Genomic DNA, 24,715 nt, shown 5'->3' on the forward strand with positions numbered 1-24,715 from the left:
AAGACGCTGCATGCGAGGATCGGCACAGAAGGAACGCGACTGTAATCGCGTTTTAACCTCGCGCCGCTAGCGTGGTGCCCGCACTCCGCGGATGCCTGCGATGCTGCCGACCAAGACCCCCAAAGCCCACGCCGCCCTGACGGAGCACTCGGCGAAGCTGAGTGTCATCGAGCGGCGGGCGTTGATCATCAGCAATGGCCGGCGCAGCCTCGACGAGATCGCCGGCATGCTCGGCGCCGGCGCGCTGGCCGCCATCGACCGGCTGCTGCGCGACGGCTACCTGGTCGCGGACGGGACCGGGCGCTCCACATCCGGCGCGACGGCGTCGGTGCTGGAGGGCGCGCGGCATGCGGTCAGGAGCGTCCTCGCATCCCAGGCGCCCTCCCGAAGCGATGCTCCGACGGATGCGCCCACCCGCCCGGCGGTCATCCCGCCCGCCATGCAGGCCGCCGCCCTCAGCCCGTCGGTCCAGGCCGCCACGCAGCCGGCATCGGCGGCCGCGCTGCGTACCGTGGCCCGTCGCTCGCTGGCGGCGTCGAAGATGTACGTGATCGGCCTGCTGCAACTGCTGCGCAACGCCGACGCGGTGGCACTGGCCGCCAGTCTGCAGGCGACCCGCGACCCCGACGAAATCGTCGAAGGCATGCTCGACGCGCTGCGGCACATCCGCGCCACCTGCAATCCGTCCTACACCCAGCGGGTCGGCGACCGTCTCGCCGAGATCCTGCCGGAGAAGTACCTGCCGGAGGTGCGCGCCGAACGCGCTGGACGGCCGCAGGCGACCACCTGAGCCCGCGGCAGGCCTGCGACGCCGATGCAGGCGCTCAGCGGGGAGGAGCGAAGTGCTTCTTCAATCCGGCCCAGCAGGCCAGGTAATCGCGCTGCCGATGGGCCGCCTCGATCGCCTGCCGCGTCGGCCGCAGCACGGCGCGCGACTCGAACATGAAAGCCATCGTGTCGACGATCACGTCCGGCCTGGACAGGTCCGCGGTGGAGGCCTTCTCGAAGGTCGCCGCGTCCGGACCGTGCCCGCTCATCGAGTTGTGCAGGGATGCACCGCCGGGAACGAAACCTTCGGCCTTGGCGTCGTAGGCACCGTGCACCAGACCCATGAATTCGCTGGCGATGTTGCGGTGAAACCACGGCGGCCGGAACGTGTCCTGCGCGACCAGCCAGCGCGGCGGGAAGATCACGAAGTCGAGGTTGCTGGTGCCCGGTGTGTCGCTGGGCGAATGCAGCACAAGGAAGATGCTCGGGTCCGGATGGTCGTAGCTGATCGAGCCGATCGTGTTGAAGTGGCGCAGGTCGTACTTGTACGGCGCGTAGTTGCCGTGCCACCCGACCACGTCCAGCGGCGAGTGCCCGATCGGCGCGCGCCACAGGTGGCCCTGGAACTTCGCCAGCAGCTCGAAGTCGCCCTCGCGGTCCTCGTAGGCGGCGTTCGGCGTCAGGAAGTCGCGCGGGTTGGCGAGGCCATTGCTGCCGATCGGGCCTAGATCCGGCAGTTTCAGCATCGCGCCGAAGTTCTCGCAGACGTAGCCGCGCGCCTCGCCATCGGGCAGGGCGACCGCGAAACGGATGCCACGCGGGATCACCGCGATTTCCTGCGGCTCGATCTCGATCACGCCCAGCTCGGTGGCGACGCGCAGGCGGCCGGACTGCGGCACGATCAGCAGTTCGCCGTCGGCGTCGTAGAACCAGCGCCCGTCCATGTCGCGATTGGCTGCGTACAGATGGATGCCGATGCCGTGCTGCGACGCCGGCGAGCCGTTGCCGGCCATCGTGAACAGGCCGTCGACGAAGTCGGTTGGCGACTCCGGCATCGGCAACGGATTCCAGCGCATCTGGTCCGGACTGACCGGACCGTCGCCGAATTCGTTGTGGAACCTGCCGAGGGAAGCCCGCGGCTGCGCGGCATGACCGGCCAGATACGGCTCGAACGCGCCGTGCATCGCCGCCGGGCGGATCCGGTACAGCCAGCTGCGGCGGTTTTCCGCACGCGGCGCGGTGAACGCGGTACCCGACAGCTGCTCCGCGTACAGCCCATGCGCGACCCGCTGCGGGGAATTGCGACCGACCGGCAGAGTGCCCGCGATCGCCTCGGTCGCGAACTCGTTGCCGAAACCGGATTGGTAGCCGTTGCTTGCAATGGTCATGGCTTATCGCTCTTGAGCCCCTCGCCCTCCGGGAGAGGGGGTGGGGTGAGGGTTCGTCGGCCGGCGAAGTTGAAGATCGCCTCAATTACCGCTTCCGTCTGATTCAAGACATCGTTGTTCCAGCATCGCATCACCGCCAGTCCCTGCGTTTCCAGATGGCGGGTGCGCACCGCACCCACCTCCGGATTGTGCTGCGAACCATCCAACCCGGCCACGAGCTTCAGCGCATCACAGTGGAAGTCGACGAAGCATGGTGGGACCGGATGCTGGCGTCGGAACTTCAATCCGTCGAGTTGCCCGGCACGCGGATGACGCCGAAGCTCTTGTTCGGCATCGGTCATCGTGGCGCGCAGTTTGCGTGCGGTATCCCGGCTCCGGGTGGGCAGTGACGGCTTGCGCATTCCCGTGCTCCGTACCCTCTCCCCAACCCCTCTCCCGGCAGGAGAGGGGCTTTCGGCTTCAGAGCACGCCGCGCTTCATCTGGTCGCGCTCGATCGATTCGAACAGGGCCTGGAAGTTGCCCTCGCCGAATCCCTCGTTGCCCTTGCGCTGAATGATCTCGAAGAAGATCGGGCCGATCGCGTTCTGGGTGAAGATCTGCAGCAGCTTGCGCTGCTTGGTCTCCGGGTCGGCGTCGATCAGGATCCTGTTCTTCTGCAGCCGCGGCACGTCCTCGCCATGGTCCGGGATGCGCTGGTCGATCACCTCGAAGTAGGTGTCCGGGGTATCCAGGAACTCGACGCCGGCCTCGCGCATCTTCTCCACCGTCGAGTAGATGTCGTCGGTGAAGCAGGCGATGTGCTGGATGCCCTCGCCGTTGTAGGCGTCGAGGTACTCGTTGATCTGGCTCTTCGGATCGCTGGACTCGTTGAGCGGGATCCGCACGATGCCGTCCGGCGCGGTCATCGCCTTCGACACCAGGCCGGTCTTGGCGCCCTTGATGTCGAAGTAGCGGATCTCGCGGAAGTTGAACAGCTTCTCGTAGTAATCCGACCACTTCGCCATGTTTCCGAAGTACAGGTTGTGGGTCAGGTGATCGATGAAGGTCAGTCCGAAACCGGCCGGGTTGGCGTCGGCGCCTTCGACCGCGACGTAGTCGTTGCCATAGACGCTTCCCTTGTCGCCATAGCGGTCGACCAGATACAGCATGCAGTCGCCGATGCCCTTGACCACCGGCGCGTCGACCGCCTTGCTGTCGGCCTTCCCGGTCACCGCCTCGCCGCCGTTGTTGACGACGGTGTCGAATACCTTGCCCGCCGGCTCCCGGAACCGGATCGCGAAGCCGCAGGCGCACGGACCATGCTCGGCGGCGAAGTCGGCGGCGAAGCTGTCCGGATCCTCGTTGACGAGGAAGTTGACACCGCCCTGCCGATACACCGTAATCGGGCGATGCTTGTGGCGCAGCACGGCTGTGAAGCCCAGCTTGCGGAAATAGTCGTGCAGGGCCTCGCCCTGCCCGGCCGGCGCGGCGAATTCGACGAACTCGAAGCCGTCGATGCCGAGCGGGTTCTCGAACGTGGTGACCTGCATGCCAAGGTTGGGCTGGGCGCTCATGGGGGACTCCTGGTGTCTGCTGGGCTGGGTCTGCCCGGATCGGGCGGAACCGCCGGAGTGGCGCTGCCGGCGGGCGATCCGCATTCCCGCTTTATAGTTTCAAATGAAACCATACGCAAGGCCATCGTACGAGATGAACACCTCCAAGCCGACCGGCAACCCGTCCCGGAACAGCGCGCCACAGGGACCGGCCCACGCCCAGCTCGATCTCGAGCACTTCCTGCCCTACCGGCTTTCGGTGCTGTCCAACCGGGTCAGCTCGGCGATCGCCGGCGTCTACTCCGAGCGCTTCGCACTGAGCATCACCGAATGGCGGGTGATGGCCGTGCTTGGACGCTATCCGGACCTGTCGGCCAACGAGGTCGCCCAGCGCACGGCGATGGACAAGGTCGCGGTCAGCCGCGCGGTCGCGCGCCTGGTCGAAGCGGGGCGGCTGGTCCGCGAGATGCACGACGACGACCGTCGCCGCTCGGTGCTGAGCCTGAGCGAGGACGGCTACCGGATCTACGACGAGGTCGCACCGCTTGCGCTGGATTTCGAGCGGCGCCTGCTGGGCGGAATCAGCGAGGCAGAGCGCCAGGTGCTGTTCAACCTGCTCGACCGGCTCGATGAGCTCGAGCTGCAGGCCGAGGCGGCGGCCGCGGGCGGCTGAGGGCGCCGCGCCGGCTTGCGCGGACGCGGTCCGCCCCCAGATCGGAGGCGGTCGCCATCGCGCAGGAGCACTCATGTCCGATTCGCCCGTCCATACCGCCGACCTGGCCGGAATCAACCGCAAGATCGTCGCCGACGGCGAGACCTTGCCCGCGGTGAAGCTCAGGGACGGCAGCACGGTGCAGACCGGCACCGTCGCCACGATGCTGCACAACATCGCCCTCTACAACGCCGGCGAGCGCGGCGAGGTCGAACGGCAGCTCGAGCTGGCGGTGCCGACGCTGGTCAAGGTCGGCCTGTTCGAGCTGTTCCCGCCGCGGGAATGGCTGGCCGGCGACAACCCGGGCCGCCGTTTCGTCGGACTCAGGGCACAGGCCTTGCTCGCCGGCGACTGAGCGACACGCCCCCTGCAACGGAAGACGGCGGCCCGGAGGCCGCCGTCGTGGGTTCAGGCGAAAGCCCGGGCGTCACTTCACGCCGTGCATCAGCCTGTTGACCAGCGGCGCGATCAGGAACAACACCACGCCGGCACCGACCAGCAGCCAGAAGCTGAAGGTGAAGCCGTCGAGCGCGGAATTGATCGTCATGCCCTCGGCACCGGAGATCTCGCCGGCCAGCAGGCCCGACAGGTTGTTGCCGATCGCGACGCTGAGGAACCAGCCGCCCATCGCGAAGCCGACCAGGCGCAGCGGCGCCAGCTTGGTGACCATCGACAGGCCGATCGGCGACAGGCACAGCTCGCCGAGGGTCTGCAGCACGTAGCACAGCACCAGCGGCCAGAACGGGATCGTGTTGGCCTGCTCGTCGACCAGGCTGGTCAGCGCGTACATCAGCACGGCGAAGCCCAGCGCATTGCCGATCAGGCCAAGGCCGAACTTGCGCGGGATCGACGGCTCGAAGCCTTTCTTGCTGGTGAACGCCCAGACCGCGGTGATGATCGGGGCGAAGATCACGATCGCCACCGGATTCACCGACTGGAACCAGCCGGTCGGGAACACGAAGCCGCCCGCGCCGAACAGGTCGCGGTCGACGATGTTCTGGGCGAGGAAGTTGAACGAACTGCCGGCCTGCTCGAAGAACATCCAGAACAGCACGTTGAACAGGAACAGGATCAGCATCGCGAACCCGCGGTCGCGCTGCACGGCGCCCTCGCGGATCGCCTCGACGATGAGCATGCCGACCACGATCACGAACAGGATGCCGAGCAGCCAGGCCAGGCCGACCGCGCCGACCTTGGCCATCAGCAGGTAGACCAGCGGGATCGCGGCGATCGCGGCGATCGCGACGTAGACCACGCGCATGACGCTGCCGCCGCCTTCCGGCGGCTGGCCGATGCCCTTGAGCTGGCGACGGCCGAACCAGAACCAGAACAGGCTGATCAGCATGCCGACGCCGGCGGCGCCGAATACCGCCTTGTAGTTCTGCAGTTGCGGGGTGCCGAACACCTGCTCGGCCAGCCAGCCGGTCAGGATCGGCGCGATCAGTGCGCCGGCATTGATGCCCATGTAGAACAGGGTGAAGCCGCGGTCGCGGCGCGGGTCGCCCTGCGGGTAGAGCTGGCCGACCATCGACGAGATGTTCGGCTTGAACAGGCCGTTGCCGACGATGATGGTGGCCAGGCCGAGCAGGAATATCTGCTGGTTGGGCAACATGATCATGAACAGGCCGGCCGACATGATCACCGCGCCGAGCAGGATCGAGCGCTGGTAGCCGATCACGCGGTCGGCGACGTAGCCGCCGAAGATCGCGGTCGCATAGACCAGGGCCAGGTAGGCGCCATAGGTACGACCGGCATAGGCCTCGCCGCTGGCATCGCCGTCGAAGAACTGCGCGACGATGTACAGCGTCAGCGCCCAGCGCATGCCGTAGAACGCGAAGCGCTCCCAGAACTCCGACATGAACAGCATCCACAACGGTTTCGGATGGCCCATGACCTGCTTGAATTCCGGAATGGCGGCTCCCTGCCCCGGCGTTTGCGATGCGGCTCCGCTCATGCGGTTTCCCCCGTCTTGAAAGTCTTTCTTGGAATATGAATGGGAATAGGAGTGGCGTCCGCGCGAGACGCACGGGACGGGCGAGGATTACCGACCGCACGGCTCCGCGTCAAACCATGGGCGTATTGTTGCGACGCAGCAGAAATCGGCGGAGTGGCCGCTCGGGAACGCCTGAACAGGGCGCGGCGGCACCCGGAATGCCGTCGCGATTGGCGCACGGACCGGCACTAAGGCGTCCGCGCCAAGGTGTTCAGTCCGCAGCCGGAGCGTCGTAGCCGCCCGCCGGACCGATCGAGGTGCGCACGTCGAAAAGCTCGGGGAAGAAGGTCAGTTCCAGCGCCTGCCTGAGGAAACCTACGCCGCTGGAGCCGCCGGTACCGCGCTTGAAACCGATGATCCGCATCACCGTGCGCATGTGCCGGAAGCGCCACAGCTGGAATTGGCTCTCGAGATCGACGAGGTCCTCGCACAGCGCATATTCGCGCCAATAGCGGTCGGTGTCCTCGTAGATGCGCTCGAACACCCGCACCAGCGCCGGATCGTGCACATGGGTATGGTGCCAGTCGCGCTGCAGGTGTGCCGCCGGCACCGCGTGGCCGAAGCGGGCCAGATAGACCAGGAACTCGTCGTACAGGCTCGGGGCGCGCAGCACCCGTTCCAGCCCCGCCTGCGCCTGGGGGTCGTAGGCGAATACCTTCAGCATCGCCTCGTTCTTGTTGCCGAGCAGGAATTCGATCGTGCGGTACTGCAGCGACTGGAATCCAGACGACGGCCCGAGCGTCTCGCGGAAGCCCATATATTCGGACGGGGTCAACGTCTCCAGCACCGACCATTGTTCGGTCAGCTGGCGCAGCACCTGCTTGCAGCGGGCAAGAATCTTGCGGCACCGCCAGACCTCGTCGCGCTGCAGATGGCCGATCGCCGCGCCGAGCTCGTGGATCATCAGCTTCATCCACAGCTCGGAGGTCTGGTGCTGGATGATGAACAGCAGCTCGTCGTGGTGCGGCGGCGTGGTCAGCGGCTCCTGCGCCGACAGCAGCCGGTCCAGGCGCAGGTAGCCGCCGTAGCTCATCCGTCCGGACAGGTCGGTGTGGATGCCGGACTCCAGCTCGCGTTCGTTCTTGTCGACGGTCATGACGATTTCCTGCGCGGGGGCGCAAGGGTAGCGCATTGGCGTCCCGCCCTTCCCTCCGGACCGGGGACGGCGGGCGCCGACGCCGGTCCAGGACTCCGGATTCATCGTTTTGAAACGGGCACCGCGCACGCTAACGTGTTCCGGCCGTCCGGAACCATGGTCGGTTCCAGCAGGGGGACGGGCGCCCACTACTTCATGGGGAAGGAATCATGCATATCTCACCCGGCCGTCGAAGCGGCCGTCTTCTCGTTGCTGTCCTGGGAGTCGTGTCGCTGGCGGCGTTCGCCGGCCACGCCGACGCCCAGGTCGTCGTCAGCCAGGTCTACGGCGGCGGCGGCAACTCCGGCGCCACCTGGCGCAACGACTTCATCGAACTCCGCAACAACGGCGCCAGTGCGGTCGACCTGACCGGCTGGAGCGTCCAGTACGCCTCGTCCAGCGGCAGCTCCTGGCAGCGCACCGAGCTGTCGGGCAGCATTGCACCGGGCGGCTACTACCTGGTCCAGCAGGCGCAGGGCTCCGGCGGCACCGCCGACCTGCCGGCGCCGGACGCGATCGGCACGATCAGCATGTCGTCCAGCAACGGCAAGGTCGCCCTCGTCAACGGCGGCGGTGCGCTCAGCGGCACCTGTCCGCTCACGGAAACCGTGGTGGTCGACTTCGTCGGCTTCGGCAGCGCCAACTGCTTCGAGGGCGCCTCCGCGACCCCGTCGCTGAACAACACCTCGGCGGCACTGCGCAACGGCGACGGCAGCGTCGATACCGACGACAATGGCGCCGACTTCACCCGCGGCGAACCGAACCCGCGCAACAGCGGTGCCGAGCCTCCGGATCCGCCGGATCCGCCGGTCGCGCTGAGCATCTCCCAGATCCAGGGCGACGGTCTGGTCTCGCCGCACGTCGACAAAGCCGTGATCACCGAAGGCGTGGTGACCGCGCTGAAGTTCAACAACGGCTTCTTCCTGCAGAGCGCGAACGACGACGGCAACCCCGCCACCTCGGACGGCATCTTCGTGTTCACCGGCAGCGCCCCGACGGTTGCGGTCGGCGACAACGTGCGGGTCACCGCGACGGTCACCGAGTTCACCCCGTCATCGAACCCGAACCAGCTGGGCATCACCGAACTGGTCACTCCGACGATCGAAGTGCTGTCGACCGGCGCGGCCCTGCCGGTACCGGTCGAACTGACCGCCGCCGAACTTGGTCCCGATGCGCTCCCCGGCACCCTGGAGAGGCTCGAGGGCATGCGCGTGAGCGTGGCCGAAGCGGTGGTGATCGCAGCGTCGGGCGGACGCCTCGACGAGAACGACGCGCGAGCGTCGACCGACGGCGTGTTCCACGTGACCCTGCCGGGCGTCGCCCGTCCGTTCCGCGAAGCGGGCATCGGCGTGCTCGACACGATCCAGATCCCGGCCGACAAGGACCCGCCGCGCTTCGATACCAACCCCGAGCGGTTGATGGTGCGCAGTTGGGGCCAGGTCGGCGCCACGCCGCTGTCGGTCGACGCCGACGCGCAGGTCGCCGGACTGCTGGGCGTGCTCGACTACTACTCCGGCACCTGGGCGCTGCTGCCCGACGCCGCCACCCCGCCGACCGTCAGCGGCGGCCGCCTGCCCGAAGCGGTCAACGACCCCGACTACGACGAGGTCACGATCGCCAGCTTCAACCTGCTGCGGCTGTTCGACGAGATCGCCGACGGCAACGGTGCGGTGACCCTGACGCCGGAAGCGCTCGACAGGCGCCTGGCCAAGGCCGCTTCGGCGATCTGCGACTACCTGAAGGCGCCGGACGTCCTCGGCGTGGTCGAGGTCGAGAACGCCCGCGTGCTGCAGCTGCTGTCGGACCGCATAGACGCCGGCTGCCCCGCGGCGCCCGGCTACGTGCCGTACCTGGAGCCGGGCAACGACGTCGGCGGCATCAACGTCGGCTTCCTGGTCAGCTCTCGCGCGGTCGAAGGCGGCGTCGCCCGGGTCGAAGTTCTGGACGTGACCCAGTTCGGCAAGGACACCCTGCTGAACAACCCGGACGGCAGCACCAGCCTGCTCAACGACCGTCCGCCGCTGCGCCTGCGTGCGCGCATCCACCAGGATGCCGGCACCGCCTATCCGGTCACGGTGATCGTCAACCACCTGCGTTCGCTCAACGGCATCGACGACAGTTCGCCGGGCAGCAGCGGCTGGGCGACCACCAGCGAGCGGGTCCGTGCCAAGCGCGGTGCGCAGGCGGCCTACCTGGCCGGACTGGTCGAGCAGTTCCAGCAGGCCGATCCGGACGAACGGATCGTGCTGGTCGGCGACTTCAACGCGTTCGAGGTCAACGACGGCTACGTCGACGTGATGGGCATCGTCCGCGGCGAAGCCGCTCCGGCCGACCAGGTGCTGACCTGGGTCGACAGCCCGCTGACCACGCCGCTGGTCGACGGCTCGCAACTGATCCCGGATCCGGCCGAGCGCTACTCGTACGTGTTCGCCGGCAGCGCGCAGACGCTCGACCACGTGCTGGTCAACGAGACGCTGGCGATGGACGCGGCGATGCTGGAGGTCGACCACGCCCGCATCAACGCCGACTTCGGCGTCGACAACTTCGACGATGCGTCGATCGCGATCCGCTCGTCCGACCACGATCCGGTGCGCCTGAGCATCGCGGTGCCGGCGTTCCGCCGCGCCGACCTGTCGGTCAGCGCCTCGTCGGGCAGTGCCGGCGCCGAGGTCGGCGACACCGTCCGCTTCGACGCCAGCGTCGCCAATGCCGGCCCGGGCGAGGCGACGGTGGTGGCGGTCGCGTTCGTGTTCGATGCCCTGCTGTCGCCGTCACTGGCCGGCATCCCCGCGGACTGGGGCTGCACCGTGCCGAGGCAGGACACCGACGCCAACACCACCACCATCACCTGCCATGCCAACTCGCTCGATGCCGGCGCCACCACGACGTTCGCGATCGACGCGATCGTCCCCGCCTCCAGCGCGGGCGACGCGTTGCGGCTCGGCGTCGCCGCACAGTCGCAGGTCAACGATCCGGCCAACGCCGACAACCAGGCCAGCGTGACCGTTCCGGTCGCCGCGCTGGGTTCGGCGGACCTGTCGGTGCGACTGATCGGCAGCGCCCATCCGCTCCGCCGCAACACCATCGCGACCTTCCTCGCGCCGGTGCGCAACGCCGGACCGGACGCGGCGGCCAACGTGCGGCTGGTGGTCGAGGGCAACGTCGAGGCCAACCGCGCCGCGATCGCCGCCCCGCGCGGCTGGTCGTGCAGTCGTGCGACCGGTACCGCCGCCGGCTTCCGCGCCGAGTGCACGCGCGAAGGTGAGATGACGCGCGGTACGCAGTGGCTGGCGTTCGCCGTCGTCGTCCCGGGCCGCCCGGCCGGCGGCGAGACGCTGTCGTTCAGTGCCGAGGTCGACTCGGACACGCCGGATCCGCGCAGCGGCAACAACCGCGACACGCTGGATGCGCGCATCGGCCGCGGGCACGCGCGCGGTCGCTGAACCCGGCTTCACGCAGTCCCGAACGAGGGCGCGGCCATCACGGCCGCGCCCTTTTTCATGCCCGCTTCCGGCCCATCGGATATTCGCACGGCCTTTGCAGGAGCGGCGCGAGCCGCGACTGATTCTGTCGGGAAGGCCCATCGCGGCGTGGGCCGCTCCTGGCGCCCTGACCCGGGGAACGATTCGCGTCGCGGGCGCGAATCGAAGGGCGCGAACGGGCGCGTAAAAGCGCAACGGTGACCCCCGTGTTTGCGCAACAGCATGCGGGTTGCGGACGCAGATCCGGGATCGCGGCCCGCTCCGCTCCTGCGGGCGATGTTCCGGCCGCTCCGCACGCCATAGCGCTTTTCCTGCAGGCATGCATGTCGCAGCGCGCAACGGTCCCTTAAGGCCGCTTGGTTATCATCGGGGTCACGTTTTACGGGAACCAGGCGCGATGACCATCGCCGCGAAGTTCGAAATCGAGTACCTGCAATACCTCGACCCGCAGGGCAAGCCGATCGGCAAGCTGCCGCCGGCGTTCAAGGATCCGCAAGCGCTGCTGCCGCTGTTCAAGCAGATGCTGTTCGTGCGCACCTTCGACGACAAGGCGATCCGCCTGCAGCGCACCGGCAAGCTCGGCACCTACGCCGCCTGCCTCGGCCACGAGGCGACCCATGTCGGCATCGGCGCATCGATGCAGGAGGCCGACGTGTTCGCGCCCAGCTACCGCGAGTACGGCGCGCAGTTCATGCGCGGCGTGCAGGCGCGCGAGATCCTGTTGTACTGGGGCGGCGACGAGCGCGGCAACGACTTCGCCGGCCCGCGCCACGACTACGCATGGAGCGTGCCGATCTCGACCCAGTGCCTGCACGCGGCCGGCGCCGCGCTGGCGTTCAAGCTGCGCGGCCAGAAGCAGCTCGCCGTCGCCTGCTGCGGCGACGGTGGTTCGTCGAAGACCGACTTCTATGCCGCACTGAACTCCGCCGGCGCCTATCAGCTGCCGCTGATCCTGTGCGTCATCAACAACGGCTGGGCGATCTCGGTGCCGCGCTCGGCGCAGACGGGCGCCCAGACCCTGGCGCAGAAGGGTCTGGCCGGCGGCCTGCATTGTCTGCAGGTCGACGGCAACGACCTGATTGCGGTGCTCGAGGGCATGCGCCGTTGCGCCGAGCGCGCCCGCAACGGCGAGGGCGGCAGCGTGATCGAATTCATGACCTACCGCCTGCACGACCACACCACCGCCGACGACGCCCGCCGCTACCGCGACGACGCCGAGGTCAAGGACGCCTGGACCCGCGATCCGATGGTCCGCCTGCGCAACTACCTGACTGCGCAGAAGCTGTGGGGCGAGGACGAGGAGAAGACCTGGGCCGAGGAGTGCGCACGCAAGGTCGACGTCGAGATCAATGCCTATCTCGAGACGCCGGTGCAGCCGGTCGAGGCGATGTTCGATTACCTCTACGCCGACCCGCCGGCGGATCTGCTGGAGCAGCGCGAAGCCGCGATCCGTCGCGAGGGCCGCGCATGAACAAGGCCGAGACCATGACCGCGACCCGCTCCAATGCACCCGCCGATGCGCCCGCCACCACGGCGATCACCCTGATCGAGGCGATCACCCAGGCGCTCGCGTACGAGATGCGCAACGACGACACCGTGCTGGTGCTCGGCGAGGACGTCGGCGTCAACGGCGGCGTGTTCCGCGCGACCGCCGGCCTGCAACAGCGATTCGGCCCAGAGCGCGTGCTCGACACTCCCCTCGACGAGACCACGATCGCCGGCCTCACCGTCGGCCTCGCCAGCCAGGGGATGAAGCCGGTCGCCGAGTCGCAGTTCGACGGCTTCATGTACCCGATGGTCGACCACATCGTCTGCCACGCCGCGCGCTTCCGCTACCGCACACGCGGCCGGCTGACCTGTCCGATGGTGCTGCGCGTGCCGTGGGGCGGTGGCATCCGCGCACCCGAGCACCACAGCGAAGCCAACGAGGCGATCTTCACCAACGTGCCCGGTCTGCGGGTGGTGATGCCGTCCTCGCCGGCGCGCGCTTATGGCCTGTTGCTGGCCGCGATCCGCGACCCGGACCCGGTGATCTTCTTCGAGCCCAAGCGCATCTATCGCCAGTACAAGGAGATCGTGCCCGACGACGGCGAGGCGCTGCCGCTGGATGTCTGCTTCGTGCTGCGCGACGGCAGCGACGTGACCCTGGTGACCTGGGGTGCGCAGGTGAAGGAGACGCTGGAGGCGGCCGACAGGCTCGCGGCCGAGGGCATCAGCGCCGAGGTCATCGACGTGGCGACCCTGCGCCCGCTCGACTTCGCGACGATCGCCGAGTCGGTCTCGAAGACCGGACGCTGCGTGATCGTGCACGAGGCGCCGAAGACCGCCGGTTTCGGCGCCGAGATCGCCGCGCGCCTGGCCGAGGAGTCGATGTACGACCTGCTCGCTCCGGTCGAGCGCGTCACCGGCTACGACACCCACATCCCGCTGTTCCGCCTCGAGATGAAGTACCTGCCGGGGGTGGATCGCATCGTCGCCGCGGCGAAACGCACGCTGGCCGCGGGCTGACACACACGCGCCGACCTGAGACGCAAGGACCGACATGAGCGACAAGAAGACCTTCCTGCTGCCCGACCTCGGCGAGGGCCTGCCCGACGCCACCATCGTCGAATGGTTCGTCAAGCCGGGCGACACGATCCGCCTGGACGACAACCTGGTCTCGATGGAGACCGCCAAGGCCGTCGTCGAGGTGCCGTCGCCGGTCTCCGGCAAGGTGCTGAAGCTGGCCGGCGAGCCGGGCGACGTGATCGTCACCGGCAAGATGCTGGCGGAGTTCGAGATCGATCCGTCGATGCCGCAGCGCGCCGAGGGCCAGGACACCGGCCATCACCACGGCGGCGGCGATCACGGCGTGGGCCATCAGGACCCGGCGCCGGACGATCGCGTGGTCGCCTCCGACGAGGGCGGCGCCATTCCCCACGACGAGTCCATGCCCGTCGGCGCCGGGCGCACCGACAGCGGCACCGTGGTCGGCGCGATGCAGTCGTCCGACACCGTCCACAGCGAACAGGCCAGCAGCATCGGTGGCGTCAGGGCGATGCCGGCGGTGCGCGCGATGGCGCGCAAGCTCAAGGTCGACCTGGCCAGGGTCCGCGCGACCGGCGCCGACGGCGTGGTGACGATGGCCGACGTCAAGCAGGCCGCCGCCGATCCGTCCGCGCTGCTTCCCGCCCGCGGGGCCGCGGACCACGGCACCGATACCCGCGGCGCCGGCCCCGCCGCACACGGCGGGAGCGGCCCGGTACCGCAACGCTCGACGCTGTCGCAGGCAGGCAAGCCGATCCGCACCCGGCCGCCATCGGCCGCCGCCGCGCCCAGCGGCCAGCCCGAGCCGCTGAAGGGCGTGCGCCGCAACATGGCGCGGGTGATGGCCGATGCGCACAGCAAGGTCGTACCGACCACCCTCGCCGACGACGCCGACATCCACGCGTGGATGCCCGGCAACGACATCACCGTGCGCCTGATCCGCGCGATCGTCGTCGCCTGCAGGACGGTGCCCGCGCTGAACGCCTGGTTCGACGGCGACAACCTGACCCGCACCCTGCATCCGCATGTCGACATCGGCATCGCGGTCGACACCGACGACGGCCTGTTCGTGCCCGCGTTGCGCAACGCCGACGTGCTCGACGCGCGCGGCGTCCGCGAGGCGGTCAACCGCCTGCGCGCGCAGGTCGAGGACCGCAGCATTCCGGCTTCGGAGCTGACCGGCTACACGATCTCGCTGTCGAACTTCGGCATGTTCGCGGGCCGCTACGCGACGCCCGTGGTGGTGCCCCCGTGCGTCGCGATCATCGCCGCCGGCCGTGGCCGTCACCAGATGACGCCGGTGATGGGGGGCGTCGAGGCGCACAAGGTGATTCCGCTGTCGCTGACCTTCGATCACCGCGCCTGCACCGGCGGCGAAGCGGCGCGCTTCCTGCGCGCGATGATCGACGACCTCGCGCTGCCCAACTGAGCGCCGGAAGCCCCGGGAACCGCCCGCAGACGCCCGCGATCCCGCGGGCGTCTGCATTTATTACGCAAGATTTTCGAGTCGGAATAATAAATTGCAGTCTGGATCACAAAATATCCATGTCCAGCCGCTAGCTTGAGCAGGCGCCGATCCATCGCGCATCGCCACCGGGGGCAGGGACCCGGCATCCATGGACAACTTTGCAATGGAGAGGAAAAGCCAATGGCCTCAGCAATGACTCCAGCCAAGCGTTTGCAGCTCCGCCTGTCGTCACTCCTCCTGCTCGGCCTGTGTACCGCGGCCGTGCATGCGGCTCCCAATTTCCAGTTGCCGGTCTGCGGCAAGAGCAGTACCCAGTGGAGGGTCAGCAACTGGTCCGGACACAACCCGGCGCATGCAGCCGACATCAACTGGGGATCCGGAGACGCGGACCTCGGCAAGCCGGTCGCGGCAGCGGCCGCCGGCACCGTGATCAAGGCAGCGTATGACACCAACACCGGTTACGGCCGCAACATCGTCATCGATCACGGCGGCGGCTGGCGTACGCGGTACGCGCACCTGAACGCGATGTCGGTGTCGAAAGGCCAGACGGTCAGGCGCGGACAGAAGATCGGCACGGTCGGCAAGAGCAGCGCGAAATACACCTTCGCCGCGCACCTGCACTACGAACAGATCTACAACGGCGTCGTGCGCGACCCCATCATCAACGGCGTGACGGTTCCCTACGGCGGCGTCAGGTACTTCTCCGCCGGGGACTGCAACACCGGGTCCGGTGGAGCGACCGGCACGGTCAGGACCAACGGCGCCAACCTCAACGTGCGCGCCGGCCCCAGCACCAACTACTCGGTCGTCGGCAGCCTTGCCAATGGCAGCAAGGTGACGATCTACTGCCAGACCTATGGCCAGTCGATCACCGGCTACTACGGCACCAGCTCGATCTGGAACCGCATCGGCAGTGGAAGGTGGATTCCGGACGCGTACACCTATACCGGCTCGAGCGGCTTCGTCGCGCCCAGGTGTTGATTCCCTCCCCGGGGCGCCGGACCTGATCTGGCGCCGCCGCGCGCGGCCCGTCGACCTGCGCGTCGGCGGGCCCCGCTCCTACCCCGCATCGCTGTACAGGTGTGACCGCTGATGACCCGTTCCCGCGCAGGCATCGCCGCAGTCGGCGCCGTCATCGTCGCCGGCGCGGTGCTGGCATGGCTTTCGACTTCGCGATCGGACGATGCGCCGTCTCCGCAGGCCGAACTGACGGCGGAGCGATCGGACGACACGGCCCCGCCCCCCGCCGGGCGCACTGCCCCGGCCGGCTCGCGGACGGTGAGCGACGACCTCGACGGCGAGGTCAGGCGCGTGCAGGGCGACCCGGCCTATCTGCAGAGACTGCTGGCGATGTATGCGTCCGCGACCGACCTCGATACCCGGGGCGCGTTGCTGGCGGTCCTGCGCAGCGCCGCCGCCGACAACGAGGAGATCCTGCGCTTCGCGCTCGGGCTGGCCGACAGCTCGGACCCTGACAGGCGCCAGGACGGTCTGGCGTTGCTGGAAGCCTACCCGCTGGACAATGCGGAAGTCCGCAAGCTGCTCACGCGCCAGATCGAGGAGGAAACCGACCCTGCCATGCTCGGCCGGCTGGTCGGCATGCTGGAAGCGGCGGTGGTGCCAACCGAGGACGCGGCTCCGGTGGTCGAGCAGTTGGGCCGGCTGCGGGAGCATCCCGACCCGGAGGTCCGTGCCGCCAGCGTCACGCAGTCGGTCTCGTGGGACAAGGGCAGCGATCTCGAGAACATCCTTCATCGGGCCATCCTCGACGCCGCCCCGCAGGTGCGGCAGGCGGCGATAGGCGGCGTGACCGCGTCCGGCGTACGCTCGCCCCGCCTGAAGGATGCCCTGCTGGCGATCGCCGCCGACCCGGGTTCCGGCGCCGACGAGCGGTTCGCCGCGGTGCTGGCCCTGCAGGACTTCCCGCTCGATCGCGCGGAGTATGCGATCTACTCGCAGGCGGCGCGGATGATCGATGACGACGACTCCGGCAGCCACGGCGGCCACGGCCACTGACGTGCCGCGCCGCGCTGCCAGCCCGGCGGGGTTCGCACCAGGGTCCTTCCCGCTCAAGCACGCGGAAGATCCGGGCTGCCGCAGGCGGCGAGAACCAGGACAGCCCCCCGGACTCCCGGGTGCGGCGTGACTTCCGCTGATCGCGACGGTTCGCGGCACCTTCGCCGGCGAACCGCCGGTATGCTCGCCAACACCTTCCCAGCGACGGAACCCACGCCATGTCACATCGCAGCCGCCTGGCCGGCTTCATCATCGACTGCAGGACCGACGATCTGGACGCCGCCGCCGATTTCTGGAGCCGGGCGCTCGGCGTCAGCATCGCCGACCGCGATGCCGGCGACGACAGCGCCGAATACCAGCAGTTCGGCGACACCCCCGGCGACCTGCACATCGAGGTCCAGAAGGTCGCGCATGAGTCGCGCGTGCACCTGGACATCGAAGCCGACGACATCGATGCCGAGGCGGCGCGGCTGGAAGCGCTCGGCGCGAAGAAGATCGCCTTCGTCAAGCGCTGGTGGGTGATGGAAGCGCCGACCGGGCAACGCTTCTGCGTTGTGCGGATGAAGCATCCGGAGCGCGGAACACCGCCGACGCAGTGGGACGACTGACCCGGACCTTCCGCACACGGAGCCGGCCACCGGCTACCCGAGCAGCGGTGTGTCGTCGGCGACCACGCGGTTGCGGCCGCCGGCCTTGGCCCGGTACAGCGCCTGGTCGGCGCGATCGAACACCTGGTCCGCCCACAGCTCGCCGGGCTCGCCGGCCGCCACGCCGATCGACACCGTCAGAGCGAACGGCAACCCCGAATGCATCACCCGGTCGCGGATGCGCTCGCCGACCTCGACCGCACCGGCGAGGCGGGTCTCCGGCAGCACAACCAGGATCTCCTCGCCACCGTAGCGGACCGCGATGTCGCTGGACCGGACCGTCGCCGCGACCGCATCGGCGACCGCCTGCAGCGCGCGGTCGCCAAGCAGGTGCCCATGGCGATCGTTGACCTGCTTGAAGTGGTCCACGTCGATCAGCATCAGGCTGTAAGGTGCGCCGGTCAGCCGCGCGATCGCCTCCGGACGCTGTCGCAGCTGGGCCAGGCCGACGCGATTCATCAGGCCGGTCAGCTGGTCGTGATGGGCGCGGTGTTCGAGCTGCTCGTTGCGGCGCTGCAGATCGGCGCGCGCCTCTTCCAGGCGCAACGTGAAGGCTTCGCGCTCGGCCAGCAACCGGCGCTGCTCGTTCGCGTAGCGGCGCAGCTCGAGCAGGTGCTGGGTCTGCCGCGCGAGCACCTGCAGGCCATCGCGCTGCACCTCACTCAACTCGCGCGGGACCGCGTCGAGCACGCAGATGGTGCCCAGCGCGTGACCGTCGGGGCTGCGCAAGGGCATCCCGGCATAGAAGCGCAGCGGCCACCCGTCGACCTCCAGGCAGATCCGCGAGAAACGCCGGTCCGCGCGCACGTCGGGCACCTCCAGCAACCGCTCGGGAATCCGGATCGCGTGATCGCAGATCGCCTCGTCGCGCGGGGTCTGGACCACGTCGACCCCGAGTCGCGCCTTGAACCATTGGCGGTCACGATCGATCAGCGAGATCAGCGCTCCCGGCGTGCCACAGACGGTAGCCGCCAGACGCACGATGTCGTCGAACGCCTGTTCCGGTGCGGTATCGAGCACGTCGTAGGCATCCAGCGCCGCCTGCCGACCGGCTTCGCCCGCGCTTCTGGAAACGGGCGCGCTCCCGGCCGATGCATCGGCCGGGGCCTGGACGATGCTGCTGGGAGCTTCGGAACGCAGACGCACGGGAACGGGAGTGGAGCGGGCGGGGTTTTGTGATCGGTTTCGAAAGGTTAGCGTGAAGCCCACCATCAACCCGTGATGGCGCCCGCAACTGCGGAGCGCGACCCGGGCCGCTCCCTTTTCGTTCAGGCTCCGCCGCTGCGACTCCGATCACCGCCGCGCCAGCCAAACCTCCAGGCCCTGGGCGTTGAGCTCGATGTCCATTGCCAGGACCGCCTCGATCGCGGCGGCGTCCAGGCCCACCCCATGGGCGCGCAGGCGCTCGCGGTACAGGGCCTTCAGTTCGGCGACCAGGCTGGCGTGGACGTCTTCGGCGGTGGCCGCGCGCAGGGCCGCGGCGGTCATCGCATCGATCTGCTCCAGCAGCATCGCGGCCAGCCGCTCGACCCCTTCGACCCGGCCGAAGTGGGTCACGTACATCGCCTCCGGTGCGGCCTCCAGCAGTCGCCGGACCGATGTCTTCAGCGCCTCGGGCTCGAACTGCACCGGCGTCGTGGTCGGCAGCGCGAACGCCCCCGCGGCAGTGTCGAACTCCCGATAGGACAGCCCGAATGTGTCGCCGGTGAACCAGCAGCGGCTGCGCGCGTCCCACAGGCACAGATGGTGCCGGGCATGGCCGGGAGTATCGATGCAGTGCAACGGCCGTCCCGCGAGCTCGACCATGCAGCCGTCCGGCGCCTCGACCACCCGCGCCTCGGGCACCGGCAGGATCGTCCCGTAGCTGCGCGTCATCTCCTCCTCGCCGTAGACCGCGGTCGCACCGGCGATCAGCCGCGAGGGGTCGATCATGTGCGGCGCCCCGCGCGGATGCACCAGCAGTCGTGCGTTCGGCAGCTCCCGCATCAGCGCGCCGGCGCCGCCGGCGTGGTCCAGGTGCACGTGGGTCAGCACCAGCCAGTCGACATCGGCGACGTCGAGACCGTTGGCGGCCAACGCCTGCAGCATCGCCGGCACGCTGTGGTTGGTGCCGCAGTCGACGAAGGCGCCACGGCCATTCTCGACGATCAGGTAGGCGGCATCGAAACGCGGCCGCTGGAAACCGGTATCGATCGTGGTGATGCCGTGCGACGGCGTTGCGCGGGCCTGCGTCATCCCGGCCTCCTGCGGGCGGTACGAAGGGATCAGTCTAGACGCGGTCGGCAGGCGCGGACATTCAACGATCGCGCGGTCGTCGCCGACGCGATCGCCGCCGCCATGCATCCCGATCACGAGGCGCCGCGCAGCCAGCGCCGCCGCAGCAGGAATGCGGCCGCCATCGTCGCGAGATAGATGGCGTAGCCGACTGCGGTCGCCAGCACCTGCCGCCACATGGGGCCATAGCCCGGGTCGGCGACCGCATGCGCCCAATGGATGCCGGCCAGGAACGCGAGCAGCGCCGCCAGCAGCGCGGCCGCGTCGAACAGCCGCCGTGCGCGCGTGCGCGGCTGCCGCGGGAAACACCAGAACAGCGCGCCGAGGATCAGGAACCACGGCAGGAACAGGATCAGCGCGAGGTTCAGCTCGACCAGCGGACTCATCGCAGATGCGCCTTCCCGTGCCCCGCCCGCGATCAGGTTTCCTCGGCGAAGCGACCGAGCGCCTCGAGCAGTTCCTCGACCGCCACGTCCTCGCCGAGGTGACCGACCAGGTGCTCGCCCAGGTGCACACCCTTCTCGACGACGGAGTGGAGCCCGGCGCCGGTGGTCTGCTTCAGCTTCGCGACCAGTTGGCCGGCTTCGCGCGGCGAAGCGTGCCCCTCGCTCTGCAGCAGCACCCGGTCACCGCGGACCAGCTTGAAATAGAAGCGGCCGTCGGCTGCGCGGTACTGCTTGAACACCGGGGGCGCAGCCTTCTCCACCGCCTTCTCGGCGACCGTCTCCACCTTCGAGAGGTCGCGCAGCCCAACCGCCTCGCGCAACTGCTTCAGCAGCGGCGCCGCGTAGGTCTCGCGCAACCGTGCCGCACCTTCGCGCAGGATCAGTTCGATCTTCGCCGGATCGGCGATCAGCGCCTCGTACTTCTCGCGCAGTGGCGCAACCTCGACGTCGACGCGCTCGAACAGCGCCTGCTTGGCGTCGCCCCAACCGATCCCGTCGGCAAAGGCCCGGCGCATCGCCCCGGTTTCCTCCCTGCTGGCGAATGCCTGATAGAGCTGGAACAGCGCCGAACCCTCGGTCTGCTTCGGCTCGCCCGGCGCACTGGAGTCGGTGACGATCGAGAAGATCAGCTTGCGCAACTGCTCGCGCGGGACGAACAGCGGAATCGTGTTGTCGTAGCTCTTGCTCATCTTGCGGCCGTCGAGGCCCGGCAATGTCGCCACGTTCTCCTCGATCACCGCCTCGGGCAGGCTGAAATACTGCTTGCCCGCCGGATCGCCGTAGAGATGATTGAAGCGCTGGCCGAAGTCGCGCGCCATCTCGATGTGCTGGATCTGGTCGCGCCCGACCGGCACCTTGTCGGCGTTGAAGATCAGGATGTCCGCCGCCATCAGCACCGGGTACATGAACAGTCCCGCGGTGATGCCGGCATCGTCGTCCTCGCCGGCCTCGCGGTTCCTGTCGACCGCGGCCTTGTATGCATGCGCGCGGTTGAGCAGCCCCTTGCCGGCGACGCAGGTCAGCAGCCAGGTCAGTTCCTGCACCTCGGGCACGTCGCTCTGACGATAGAACCAGACCGTTTCCGGATCGAGCCCGCAGGCCAGCCAGGTCGCGGCGATTTCCAGCGTCGAACGCTGCACGCGCGCCGGCTCCTGCACCTTGATGAGCGCGTGATAGTCGGCGAGAAAGTAGAAGCTCTCCACGCCCTCTCCACGGCTGGCGGCCACGGCCGGACGGATCGCGCCGACGTAGTTGCCAAGATGCGGGGTTCCGGAGGTGGTGATGCCGGTCAGCACGCGCGTGCGCCGGGCGGTGGGACTGTCTGGCTGCATGAAGAACGGAATGTCCGCTAAACGACACCGCAGTTTACCGGAGGCCGCGATCCCCGGCCCAACCCCGACCGGGCCGCTGGGGCGTTCGCACACGGTAGATCCCCTGGAGAAGCGCCATGCACCGCCGCTTGAACCCTTCCCGCAGATCCGGCTCGCAAGCCCTGCTGGCCTCCCTGGCTTTCCTCCTGGCCAGCGCTTCCGCCAGCGCCGGCAGGCCCTACCATCCGCCGCACTCCCACCGTGTCGCGCATCCGGTGCAGATGACGCTGGTCGATCGCGACAGCGGCGACTGGCTGCCGGTGCACCGGCACCATGGCGAGCAATGGGTCGCCGGCACGCCTGGCCATCGCTACGCGGTGCGGCTGAGCAATACGAGCGACCGGCGCGTACTGGTGGTGCTGTCGGTGGACGGCGTCAACGCGGTCAGCGGCGAGACCGCGGATCCGTCCCAGGCCGGCTACGTGCTCGAGCCCTGGCAGAGCACCGAGATCGGCGGTTGGCGCAAGTCGCTGGACGACGTCGCCCGGTTCGTGTTCACCGACCCGCACCACAGCTATGCGAGCCGCACCGGCCGCCCGCGTAATGTCGGCGTGATCGGGATCGCCGTGTTCGAGGAAGCCTGGCGCGCGCGGCCGTATCCGCAGACGCCGGAAATCGCCAGATCCGAAGCTTCGCAGGCTTCCGGGCAGACCTCCGACCGGGCTGCCGAAGCGGCCGCCTCGCCGTCCGCGGCGGAAACCCGCGCCCTCGGCCACGCCGGGCGGCAACGGTTGGGGACCGGTCACGGCGCGCGCGAATGGTCACCGGCGTCACGGACGCGCTTCGTACGCGCCAGCGCCCATCCGACTCAGATCAGCGAAATCCGCTACGACACCCGCGCGCGGCTGGCCGCGCGCGGCATCGTCCCACGCTGGCATCGCCACCGCGACGACATCGCGGCGCCGCGCGCTTTCCCGGACGGCTTCGTTCCCGACCCGCCCGGCTACTGATGACCGCTGGCAGCGACGGGAGGCGGCCTCGCGGCCTGCCTCCCGTCAGTAGGATGGCCGGTGGTCCGGCCCATGCATGTCGCAGACGGCAGGACGCTGTCCTACGACGGCGCCCTTGGCTCCAGCGCAGCGGATTCAGTGCAGGGATTTCTCGAAATCGCGCACTTCCTGTTCGGCGCGCTCGCGCTCCCAGCCGTACTGTTCCTGCAGCTTGCCGGCCAGGTACTCGGAGTTGCCTTCGGCGACGTCGAACACATCGTCGGTCAGATCGCCCCATCTGGCCTGGGCACGACCCTTGAGCTGGGTCCACTTGCCGGAAATGATGTCCTTGTTCATCTGTACGCTCCTCTCTAGCTGTGGGGAAGCGGCTGGATCGGCCGCACGAAGAGCCTTGCATTCCGTTCATTCGTGCAGCGTCGGGATTGCGTTATCCGGAAGCGGATCATCATGAATCCGCGGCGAAGTTCAGCGCACGCACGGATTCATGAATACGCCTTCCCCGACCGTGCGGGCGCCCGCCGCGCATGTGCCGTTCTGCAGACGTGAAAAGGGCCGGTCCACCCGGCCCTTCTCGTCGTCGCCCGGAGCGGCAACGGTCCAATCGCCAATGGCGATCAGCACTTGCCGTCCTTGCAGTCCTCGGCCTTCTCCTCGACCTTCTCGCCGGCGGCCTGCACGTCCCTGCCGGCGCCGGCCATCGTGTTGCACGCGCTCAGGGTGCCCGCCGCGAAGGCGGCCAGCAGCATCAGAACGATCAGACGCTTCATTTCGCATTCCTCCCGTCGTGTGGTGGCGGGTCACGCGATTTCCTGAATCGACCGCGACCCGGGGCATGCGGGACATGCCGTGCGGCTATCCCACGACAAGCACCATGCAAGCGACGTGAAACCGTCCATCGGCGCTCAGCCCGGCGTCAGCTCGGACCGGCATGCCGTTCAGCTGCGCACTCAGTCGCGCATCAGGGTCGACTTGCCGAACAGGCTCTCGACCAGGTCCACCGCCAGCCTGCCGGTGCGGTTGCGCTTGTCGAGCACCGGATTGAGCTCGACGATGTCGAGCGAGGCCATGCGCCCGGTGTCGGCGATCATCTCCATCACCAGCTGCGCCTCGCGGTAGTTCGGGCCGCCCGGCACGGTGGTGCCGACGCCGGGGGCGATGCTCGGGTCGAGGAAGTCGACGTCGAAGCTCACGTGCAGGTGGGTGTCCTCGTCGACGCCTTCCAGCGCCTCCTCCATCACCCGCTTCATCCCGACCTCGTCGATGTAGCGCATGTCGTAGATGTCGAGGCCGTGCTCCTTGACCAGCCGCTTCTCGCCCTGGTCGACCGAGCGGATGCCGATCTGGCGGATCACGTCGGGCGTGATCGCCGGCCCCTCTCCGTCAAGATGGGTCAGCTCGCGCGGGCCGATCCCGCACAGGCAGGCCACCGGCATGCCGTGGACGTTGCCCGAAGGTGTGACCTGGCTGGTGTTGAAGTCGGCGTGGGCATCGAGCCAGAGCACGCGCAGCTGCTTGCCGGTCTCGCGGCAATGACGCGCGACCGCGGTGATCGACCCCAGGCCGAGGCAATGGTCGCCGCCGAGCAGGATCGGCAGCCGGCCCTCGCGCAGCTCGGCGCGGACCGCCTCCATCACCGCGCGGTTCCAGGTCGCGACCTCGGCCAGGTGCCGGTAGCCGTCGACCGGCGGCAGCCACGGATTGCGCGGACCGTCGAGATTGCCTCGATCGACGACGTCGACTCCGCGCGCGGCCAGCGCCTTGCCGAGCCCGGCGATGCGCAGCGCCTCCGGTCCCAGCCGCGCGCCCTGGTGGCCGGCGCCGATGTCGGTCGGTGCTCCGATCAGGGAAACGGGCGGGTACTGGCGACTCATTCCGGTGCGGCTCCTGTGCGATGCATGGTGTTGCGATGCATGTGGTGCCGGCTGTCAGACTCGAACTGACGACCTACCGCTTACAAGGCGGTTGCTCTACCAACTGAGCTAAGCCGGCACGGCAGGCCATTCTAAC

General features: G+C 68.7%; 24 protein-coding genes and 1 tRNA gene. 11 read left to right on the forward strand and 14 right to left on the reverse strand.

Annotation, left to right across the window (positions count from 1 at the left end):
• The first annotated feature begins 100 nt into the window (after positions 1–100).
• Positions 101–790: a MerR family transcriptional regulator gene (locus L3V18_RS06125; RefSeq protein WP_237053805.1), complete on the forward strand. Its 690-nt coding sequence runs from the start codon at positions 101–103 to the stop codon at positions 788–790.
• Between the two features lie 34 nt (positions 791–824).
• Here the strand turns inward: L3V18_RS06125 and hmgA are convergent, their stop codons facing one another.
• The 3 genes from hmgA to hppD are packed head-to-tail and all read right to left on the reverse strand — an operon-like array spanning position 825 to position 3,710.
• On the reverse strand, positions 825–2,156 hold the full coding sequence (hmgA, locus tag L3V18_RS06130; RefSeq protein WP_237053806.1) for a homogentisate 1,2-dioxygenase: 1,332 nt from the start codon (positions 2,154–2,156) through the stop codon (positions 825–827).
• Positions 2,153–2,557 carry an endonuclease domain-containing protein gene (locus tag L3V18_RS06135; protein WP_237053807.1) on the reverse strand — a complete coding sequence of 135 codons (405 nt, stop codon included), beginning with the start codon at positions 2,555–2,557 and terminating at the stop codon, positions 2,153–2,155. The genes hmgA and L3V18_RS06135 overlap by 4 nt, the downstream gene beginning before the upstream one ends.
• Before the next feature lie 58 nt (positions 2,558–2,615).
• Complete coding sequence (gene hppD, locus L3V18_RS06140) at positions 2,616–3,710, reverse strand: 4-hydroxyphenylpyruvate dioxygenase (RefSeq protein ID WP_237053808.1); 1,095 nt, start codon at positions 3,708–3,710, stop codon at positions 2,616–2,618.
• 133 nt (positions 3,711–3,843) lie between these two features.
• Here hppD and L3V18_RS06145 point away from each other — a divergent pair, with 133 nt between their 5' ends.
• Complete coding sequence (locus L3V18_RS06145; RefSeq protein ID WP_237053809.1) at positions 3,844–4,362, forward strand: MarR family winged helix-turn-helix transcriptional regulator; 519 nt, start codon at positions 3,844–3,846, stop codon at positions 4,360–4,362.
• A gap of 73 nt (positions 4,363–4,435) precedes the next feature.
• A complete protein-coding gene (locus tag L3V18_RS06150) occupies positions 4,436–4,756 on the forward strand; it encodes a DUF7709 family protein (protein ID WP_237053810.1) in 321 nt (106 codons plus the stop codon).
• Between the two features lie 72 nt (positions 4,757–4,828).
• Here L3V18_RS06150 and L3V18_RS06155 read toward each other — a convergent pair whose 3' ends face one another.
• Positions 4,829–6,355 carry a peptide MFS transporter gene (locus L3V18_RS06155; protein ID WP_237053811.1) on the reverse strand — a complete coding sequence of 509 codons (1,527 nt, stop codon included), beginning with the start codon at positions 6,353–6,355 and terminating at the stop codon, positions 4,829–4,831.
• A gap of 250 nt (positions 6,356–6,605) precedes the next feature.
• Positions 6,606–7,490: a tryptophan 2,3-dioxygenase gene (locus L3V18_RS06160; RefSeq protein WP_237053812.1), complete on the reverse strand. Its 885-nt coding sequence runs from the start codon at positions 7,488–7,490 to the stop codon at positions 6,606–6,608.
• A 209-nt stretch (positions 7,491–7,699) separates the two neighbouring features.
• Between L3V18_RS06160 and L3V18_RS06165 the strand changes: the two genes are divergently transcribed.
• From L3V18_RS06165 to L3V18_RS06195, 7 genes are all read left to right on the forward strand, one after another.
• Positions 7,700–10,972, forward strand: a complete 3,273-nt coding sequence (locus tag L3V18_RS06165; protein WP_237053813.1) for a lamin tail domain-containing protein — start codon at positions 7,700–7,702, stop codon at positions 10,970–10,972.
• Between the two features lie 436 nt (positions 10,973–11,408).
• Entirely contained in the window at positions 11,409–12,482 is a 1,074-nt protein-coding gene (gene pdhA / locus L3V18_RS06170; RefSeq protein ID WP_237053814.1) for a pyruvate dehydrogenase (acetyl-transferring) E1 component subunit alpha, read from the forward strand.
• Positions 12,479–13,519, forward strand: coding sequence for an alpha-ketoacid dehydrogenase subunit beta (locus L3V18_RS06175; protein WP_237053815.1), 1,041 nt, complete (start codon positions 12,479–12,481; stop codon positions 13,517–13,519). The genes pdhA and L3V18_RS06175 overlap by 4 nt, the downstream gene beginning before the upstream one ends.
• 34 nt (positions 13,520–13,553) lie before the next feature.
• Positions 13,554–14,966: a dihydrolipoamide acetyltransferase family protein gene (locus L3V18_RS06180; protein ID WP_237053816.1), complete on the forward strand. Its 1,413-nt coding sequence runs from the start codon at positions 13,554–13,556 to the stop codon at positions 14,964–14,966.
• 231 nt (positions 14,967–15,197) lie between these two features.
• A complete protein-coding gene (locus L3V18_RS06185) occupies positions 15,198–15,986 on the forward strand; it encodes a M23 family metallopeptidase (protein ID WP_237053817.1) in 789 nt (262 codons plus the stop codon).
• Positions 15,987–16,097: 111 nt separating this feature from the next.
• Positions 16,098–17,021, forward strand: a complete 924-nt coding sequence (locus L3V18_RS06190) for a HEAT repeat domain-containing protein (RefSeq protein ID WP_237053818.1) — start codon at positions 16,098–16,100, stop codon at positions 17,019–17,021.
• Between the two features lie 218 nt (positions 17,022–17,239).
• Positions 17,240–17,629, forward strand: coding sequence for a VOC family protein (locus L3V18_RS06195; RefSeq protein ID WP_237053819.1), 390 nt, complete (start codon positions 17,240–17,242; stop codon positions 17,627–17,629).
• A gap of 33 nt (positions 17,630–17,662) precedes the next feature.
• On the opposite strand, the gene L3V18_RS06200 is transcribed toward L3V18_RS06195, so the two are convergent.
• The 4 genes from L3V18_RS06200 to L3V18_RS06215 all read right to left on the reverse strand — a co-directional run bounded on the left by L3V18_RS06200 (position 17,663) and on the right by L3V18_RS06215 (position 21,719).
• On the reverse strand, positions 17,663–18,814 hold the full coding sequence (locus L3V18_RS06200) for a GGDEF domain-containing protein (protein ID WP_237053820.1): 1,152 nt from the start codon (positions 18,812–18,814) through the stop codon (positions 17,663–17,665).
• 147 nt (positions 18,815–18,961) lie between these two features.
• Entirely contained in the window at positions 18,962–19,903 is a 942-nt protein-coding gene (locus tag L3V18_RS06205; RefSeq protein ID WP_237053821.1) for an MBL fold metallo-hydrolase, read from the reverse strand.
• A gap of 113 nt (positions 19,904–20,016) precedes the next feature.
• Positions 20,017–20,328: a hypothetical protein gene (locus tag L3V18_RS06210; RefSeq protein WP_237053822.1), complete on the reverse strand. Its 312-nt coding sequence runs from the start codon at positions 20,326–20,328 to the stop codon at positions 20,017–20,019.
• 32 nt (positions 20,329–20,360) lie between these two features.
• Positions 20,361–21,719 carry a tryptophan--tRNA ligase gene (locus L3V18_RS06215; RefSeq protein WP_237053823.1) on the reverse strand — a complete coding sequence of 453 codons (1,359 nt, stop codon included), beginning with the start codon at positions 21,717–21,719 and terminating at the stop codon, positions 20,361–20,363.
• A 116-nt stretch (positions 21,720–21,835) separates the two neighbouring features.
• Between L3V18_RS06215 and L3V18_RS06220 the strand changes: the two genes are divergently transcribed.
• Positions 21,836–22,708 (forward strand): hypothetical protein, encoded by an 873-nt coding sequence (locus L3V18_RS06220; protein ID WP_237053824.1) that lies wholly within the window; start codon positions 21,836–21,838, stop codon positions 22,706–22,708.
• A gap of 135 nt (positions 22,709–22,843) precedes the next feature.
• Here the strand turns inward: L3V18_RS06220 and L3V18_RS06225 are convergent, their stop codons facing one another.
• The 5 genes from L3V18_RS06225 to L3V18_RS06245 all read right to left on the reverse strand — a co-directional run bounded on the left by L3V18_RS06225 (position 22,844) and on the right by L3V18_RS06245 (position 24,697).
• The gene (locus L3V18_RS06225) at positions 22,844–23,044 is read right to left on the reverse strand and encodes a CsbD family protein (RefSeq protein ID WP_237053825.1); all 201 of its coding nucleotides are present in this window, start codon (positions 23,042–23,044) and stop codon (positions 22,844–22,846) included.
• 129 nt (positions 23,045–23,173) lie between these two features.
• A complete protein-coding gene (locus tag L3V18_RS06230; RefSeq protein ID WP_237053826.1) occupies positions 23,174–23,329 on the reverse strand; it encodes a hypothetical protein in 156 nt (51 codons plus the stop codon).
• Positions 23,323–23,475 carry an entericidin A/B family lipoprotein gene (locus tag L3V18_RS06235; protein ID WP_237053827.1) on the reverse strand — a complete coding sequence of 51 codons (153 nt, stop codon included), beginning with the start codon at positions 23,473–23,475 and terminating at the stop codon, positions 23,323–23,325. The genes L3V18_RS06230 and L3V18_RS06235 overlap by 7 nt, the downstream gene beginning before the upstream one ends.
• Before the next feature lie 180 nt (positions 23,476–23,655).
• Positions 23,656–24,579: an arginase gene (rocF, locus tag L3V18_RS06240; protein WP_237053828.1), complete on the reverse strand. Its 924-nt coding sequence runs from the start codon at positions 24,577–24,579 to the stop codon at positions 23,656–23,658.
• A 42-nt stretch (positions 24,580–24,621) separates the two neighbouring features.
• Positions 24,622–24,697 (reverse strand) — tRNA-Thr (locus tag L3V18_RS06245).
• Between the last annotated feature and the right edge of the window lie 18 nt (positions 24,698–24,715).

The sequence above is a fragment of the Marilutibacter chinensis genome (assembly GCF_021725675.1).
Lineage (GTDB): Bacteria > Pseudomonadota > Gammaproteobacteria > Xanthomonadales > Xanthomonadaceae > Marilutibacter > Marilutibacter chinensis.

Coding starts and splice junctions, on each gene's coding strand:
- hmgA (WP_237053806.1), bottom strand. CDS start 2,156: ATGACCATTGCAAGCAACGGCTACCAATCCGGTTTCGGCAACGAGTTC.
- L3V18_RS06155 (WP_237053811.1), bottom strand. CDS start 6,355: ATGAGCGGAGCCGCATCGCAAACGCCGGGGCAGGGAGCCGCCATTCCG.
- L3V18_RS06190 (WP_237053818.1), top strand. CDS start 16,098: ATGACCCGTTCCCGCGCAGGCATCGCCGCAGTCGGCGCCGTCATCGTC.
- L3V18_RS06215 (WP_237053823.1), bottom strand. CDS start 21,719: ATGCAGCCAGACAGTCCCACCGCCCGGCGCACGCGCGTGCTGACCGGC.
- L3V18_RS06175 (WP_237053815.1), top strand. CDS start 12,479: ATGAACAAGGCCGAGACCATGACCGCGACCCGCTCCAATGCACCCGCC.
- rocF (WP_237053828.1), bottom strand. CDS start 24,579: ATGAGTCGCCAGTACCCGCCCGTTTCCCTGATCGGAGCACCGACCGAC.
- L3V18_RS06185 (WP_237053817.1), top strand. CDS start 15,198: ATGACTCCAGCCAAGCGTTTGCAGCTCCGCCTGTCGTCACTCCTCCTG.
- L3V18_RS06195 (WP_237053819.1), top strand. CDS start 17,240: ATGTCACATCGCAGCCGCCTGGCCGGCTTCATCATCGACTGCAGGACC.
- L3V18_RS06145 (WP_237053809.1), top strand. CDS start 3,844: ATGAACACCTCCAAGCCGACCGGCAACCCGTCCCGGAACAGCGCGCCA.
- L3V18_RS06180 (WP_237053816.1), top strand. CDS start 13,554: ATGAGCGACAAGAAGACCTTCCTGCTGCCCGACCTCGGCGAGGGCCTG.
- L3V18_RS06225 (WP_237053825.1), bottom strand. CDS start 23,044: ATGAACAAGGACATCATTTCCGGCAAGTGGACCCAGCTCAAGGGTCGT.
- L3V18_RS06220 (WP_237053824.1), top strand. CDS start 21,836: ATGCACCGCCGCTTGAACCCTTCCCGCAGATCCGGCTCGCAAGCCCTG.
- hppD (WP_237053808.1), bottom strand. CDS start 3,710: ATGAGCGCCCAGCCCAACCTTGGCATGCAGGTCACCACGTTCGAGAAC.
- L3V18_RS06125 (WP_237053805.1), top strand. CDS start 101: ATGCTGCCGACCAAGACCCCCAAAGCCCACGCCGCCCTGACGGAGCAC.
- L3V18_RS06160 (WP_237053812.1), bottom strand. CDS start 7,490: ATGACCGTCGACAAGAACGAACGCGAGCTGGAGTCCGGCATCCACACC.
- L3V18_RS06135 (WP_237053807.1), bottom strand. CDS start 2,557: ATGCGCAAGCCGTCACTGCCCACCCGGAGCCGGGATACCGCACGCAAA.
- L3V18_RS06210 (WP_237053822.1), bottom strand. CDS start 20,328: ATGAGTCCGCTGGTCGAGCTGAACCTCGCGCTGATCCTGTTCCTGCCG.
- L3V18_RS06235 (WP_237053827.1), bottom strand. CDS start 23,475: ATGAAGCGTCTGATCGTTCTGATGCTGCTGGCCGCCTTCGCGGCGGGC.
- L3V18_RS06205 (WP_237053821.1), bottom strand. CDS start 19,903: ATGACGCAGGCCCGCGCAACGCCGTCGCACGGCATCACCACGATCGAT.
- pdhA (WP_237053814.1), top strand. CDS start 11,409: ATGACCATCGCCGCGAAGTTCGAAATCGAGTACCTGCAATACCTCGAC.
- L3V18_RS06165 (WP_237053813.1), top strand. CDS start 7,700: ATGCATATCTCACCCGGCCGTCGAAGCGGCCGTCTTCTCGTTGCTGTC.
- L3V18_RS06150 (WP_237053810.1), top strand. CDS start 4,436: ATGTCCGATTCGCCCGTCCATACCGCCGACCTGGCCGGAATCAACCGC.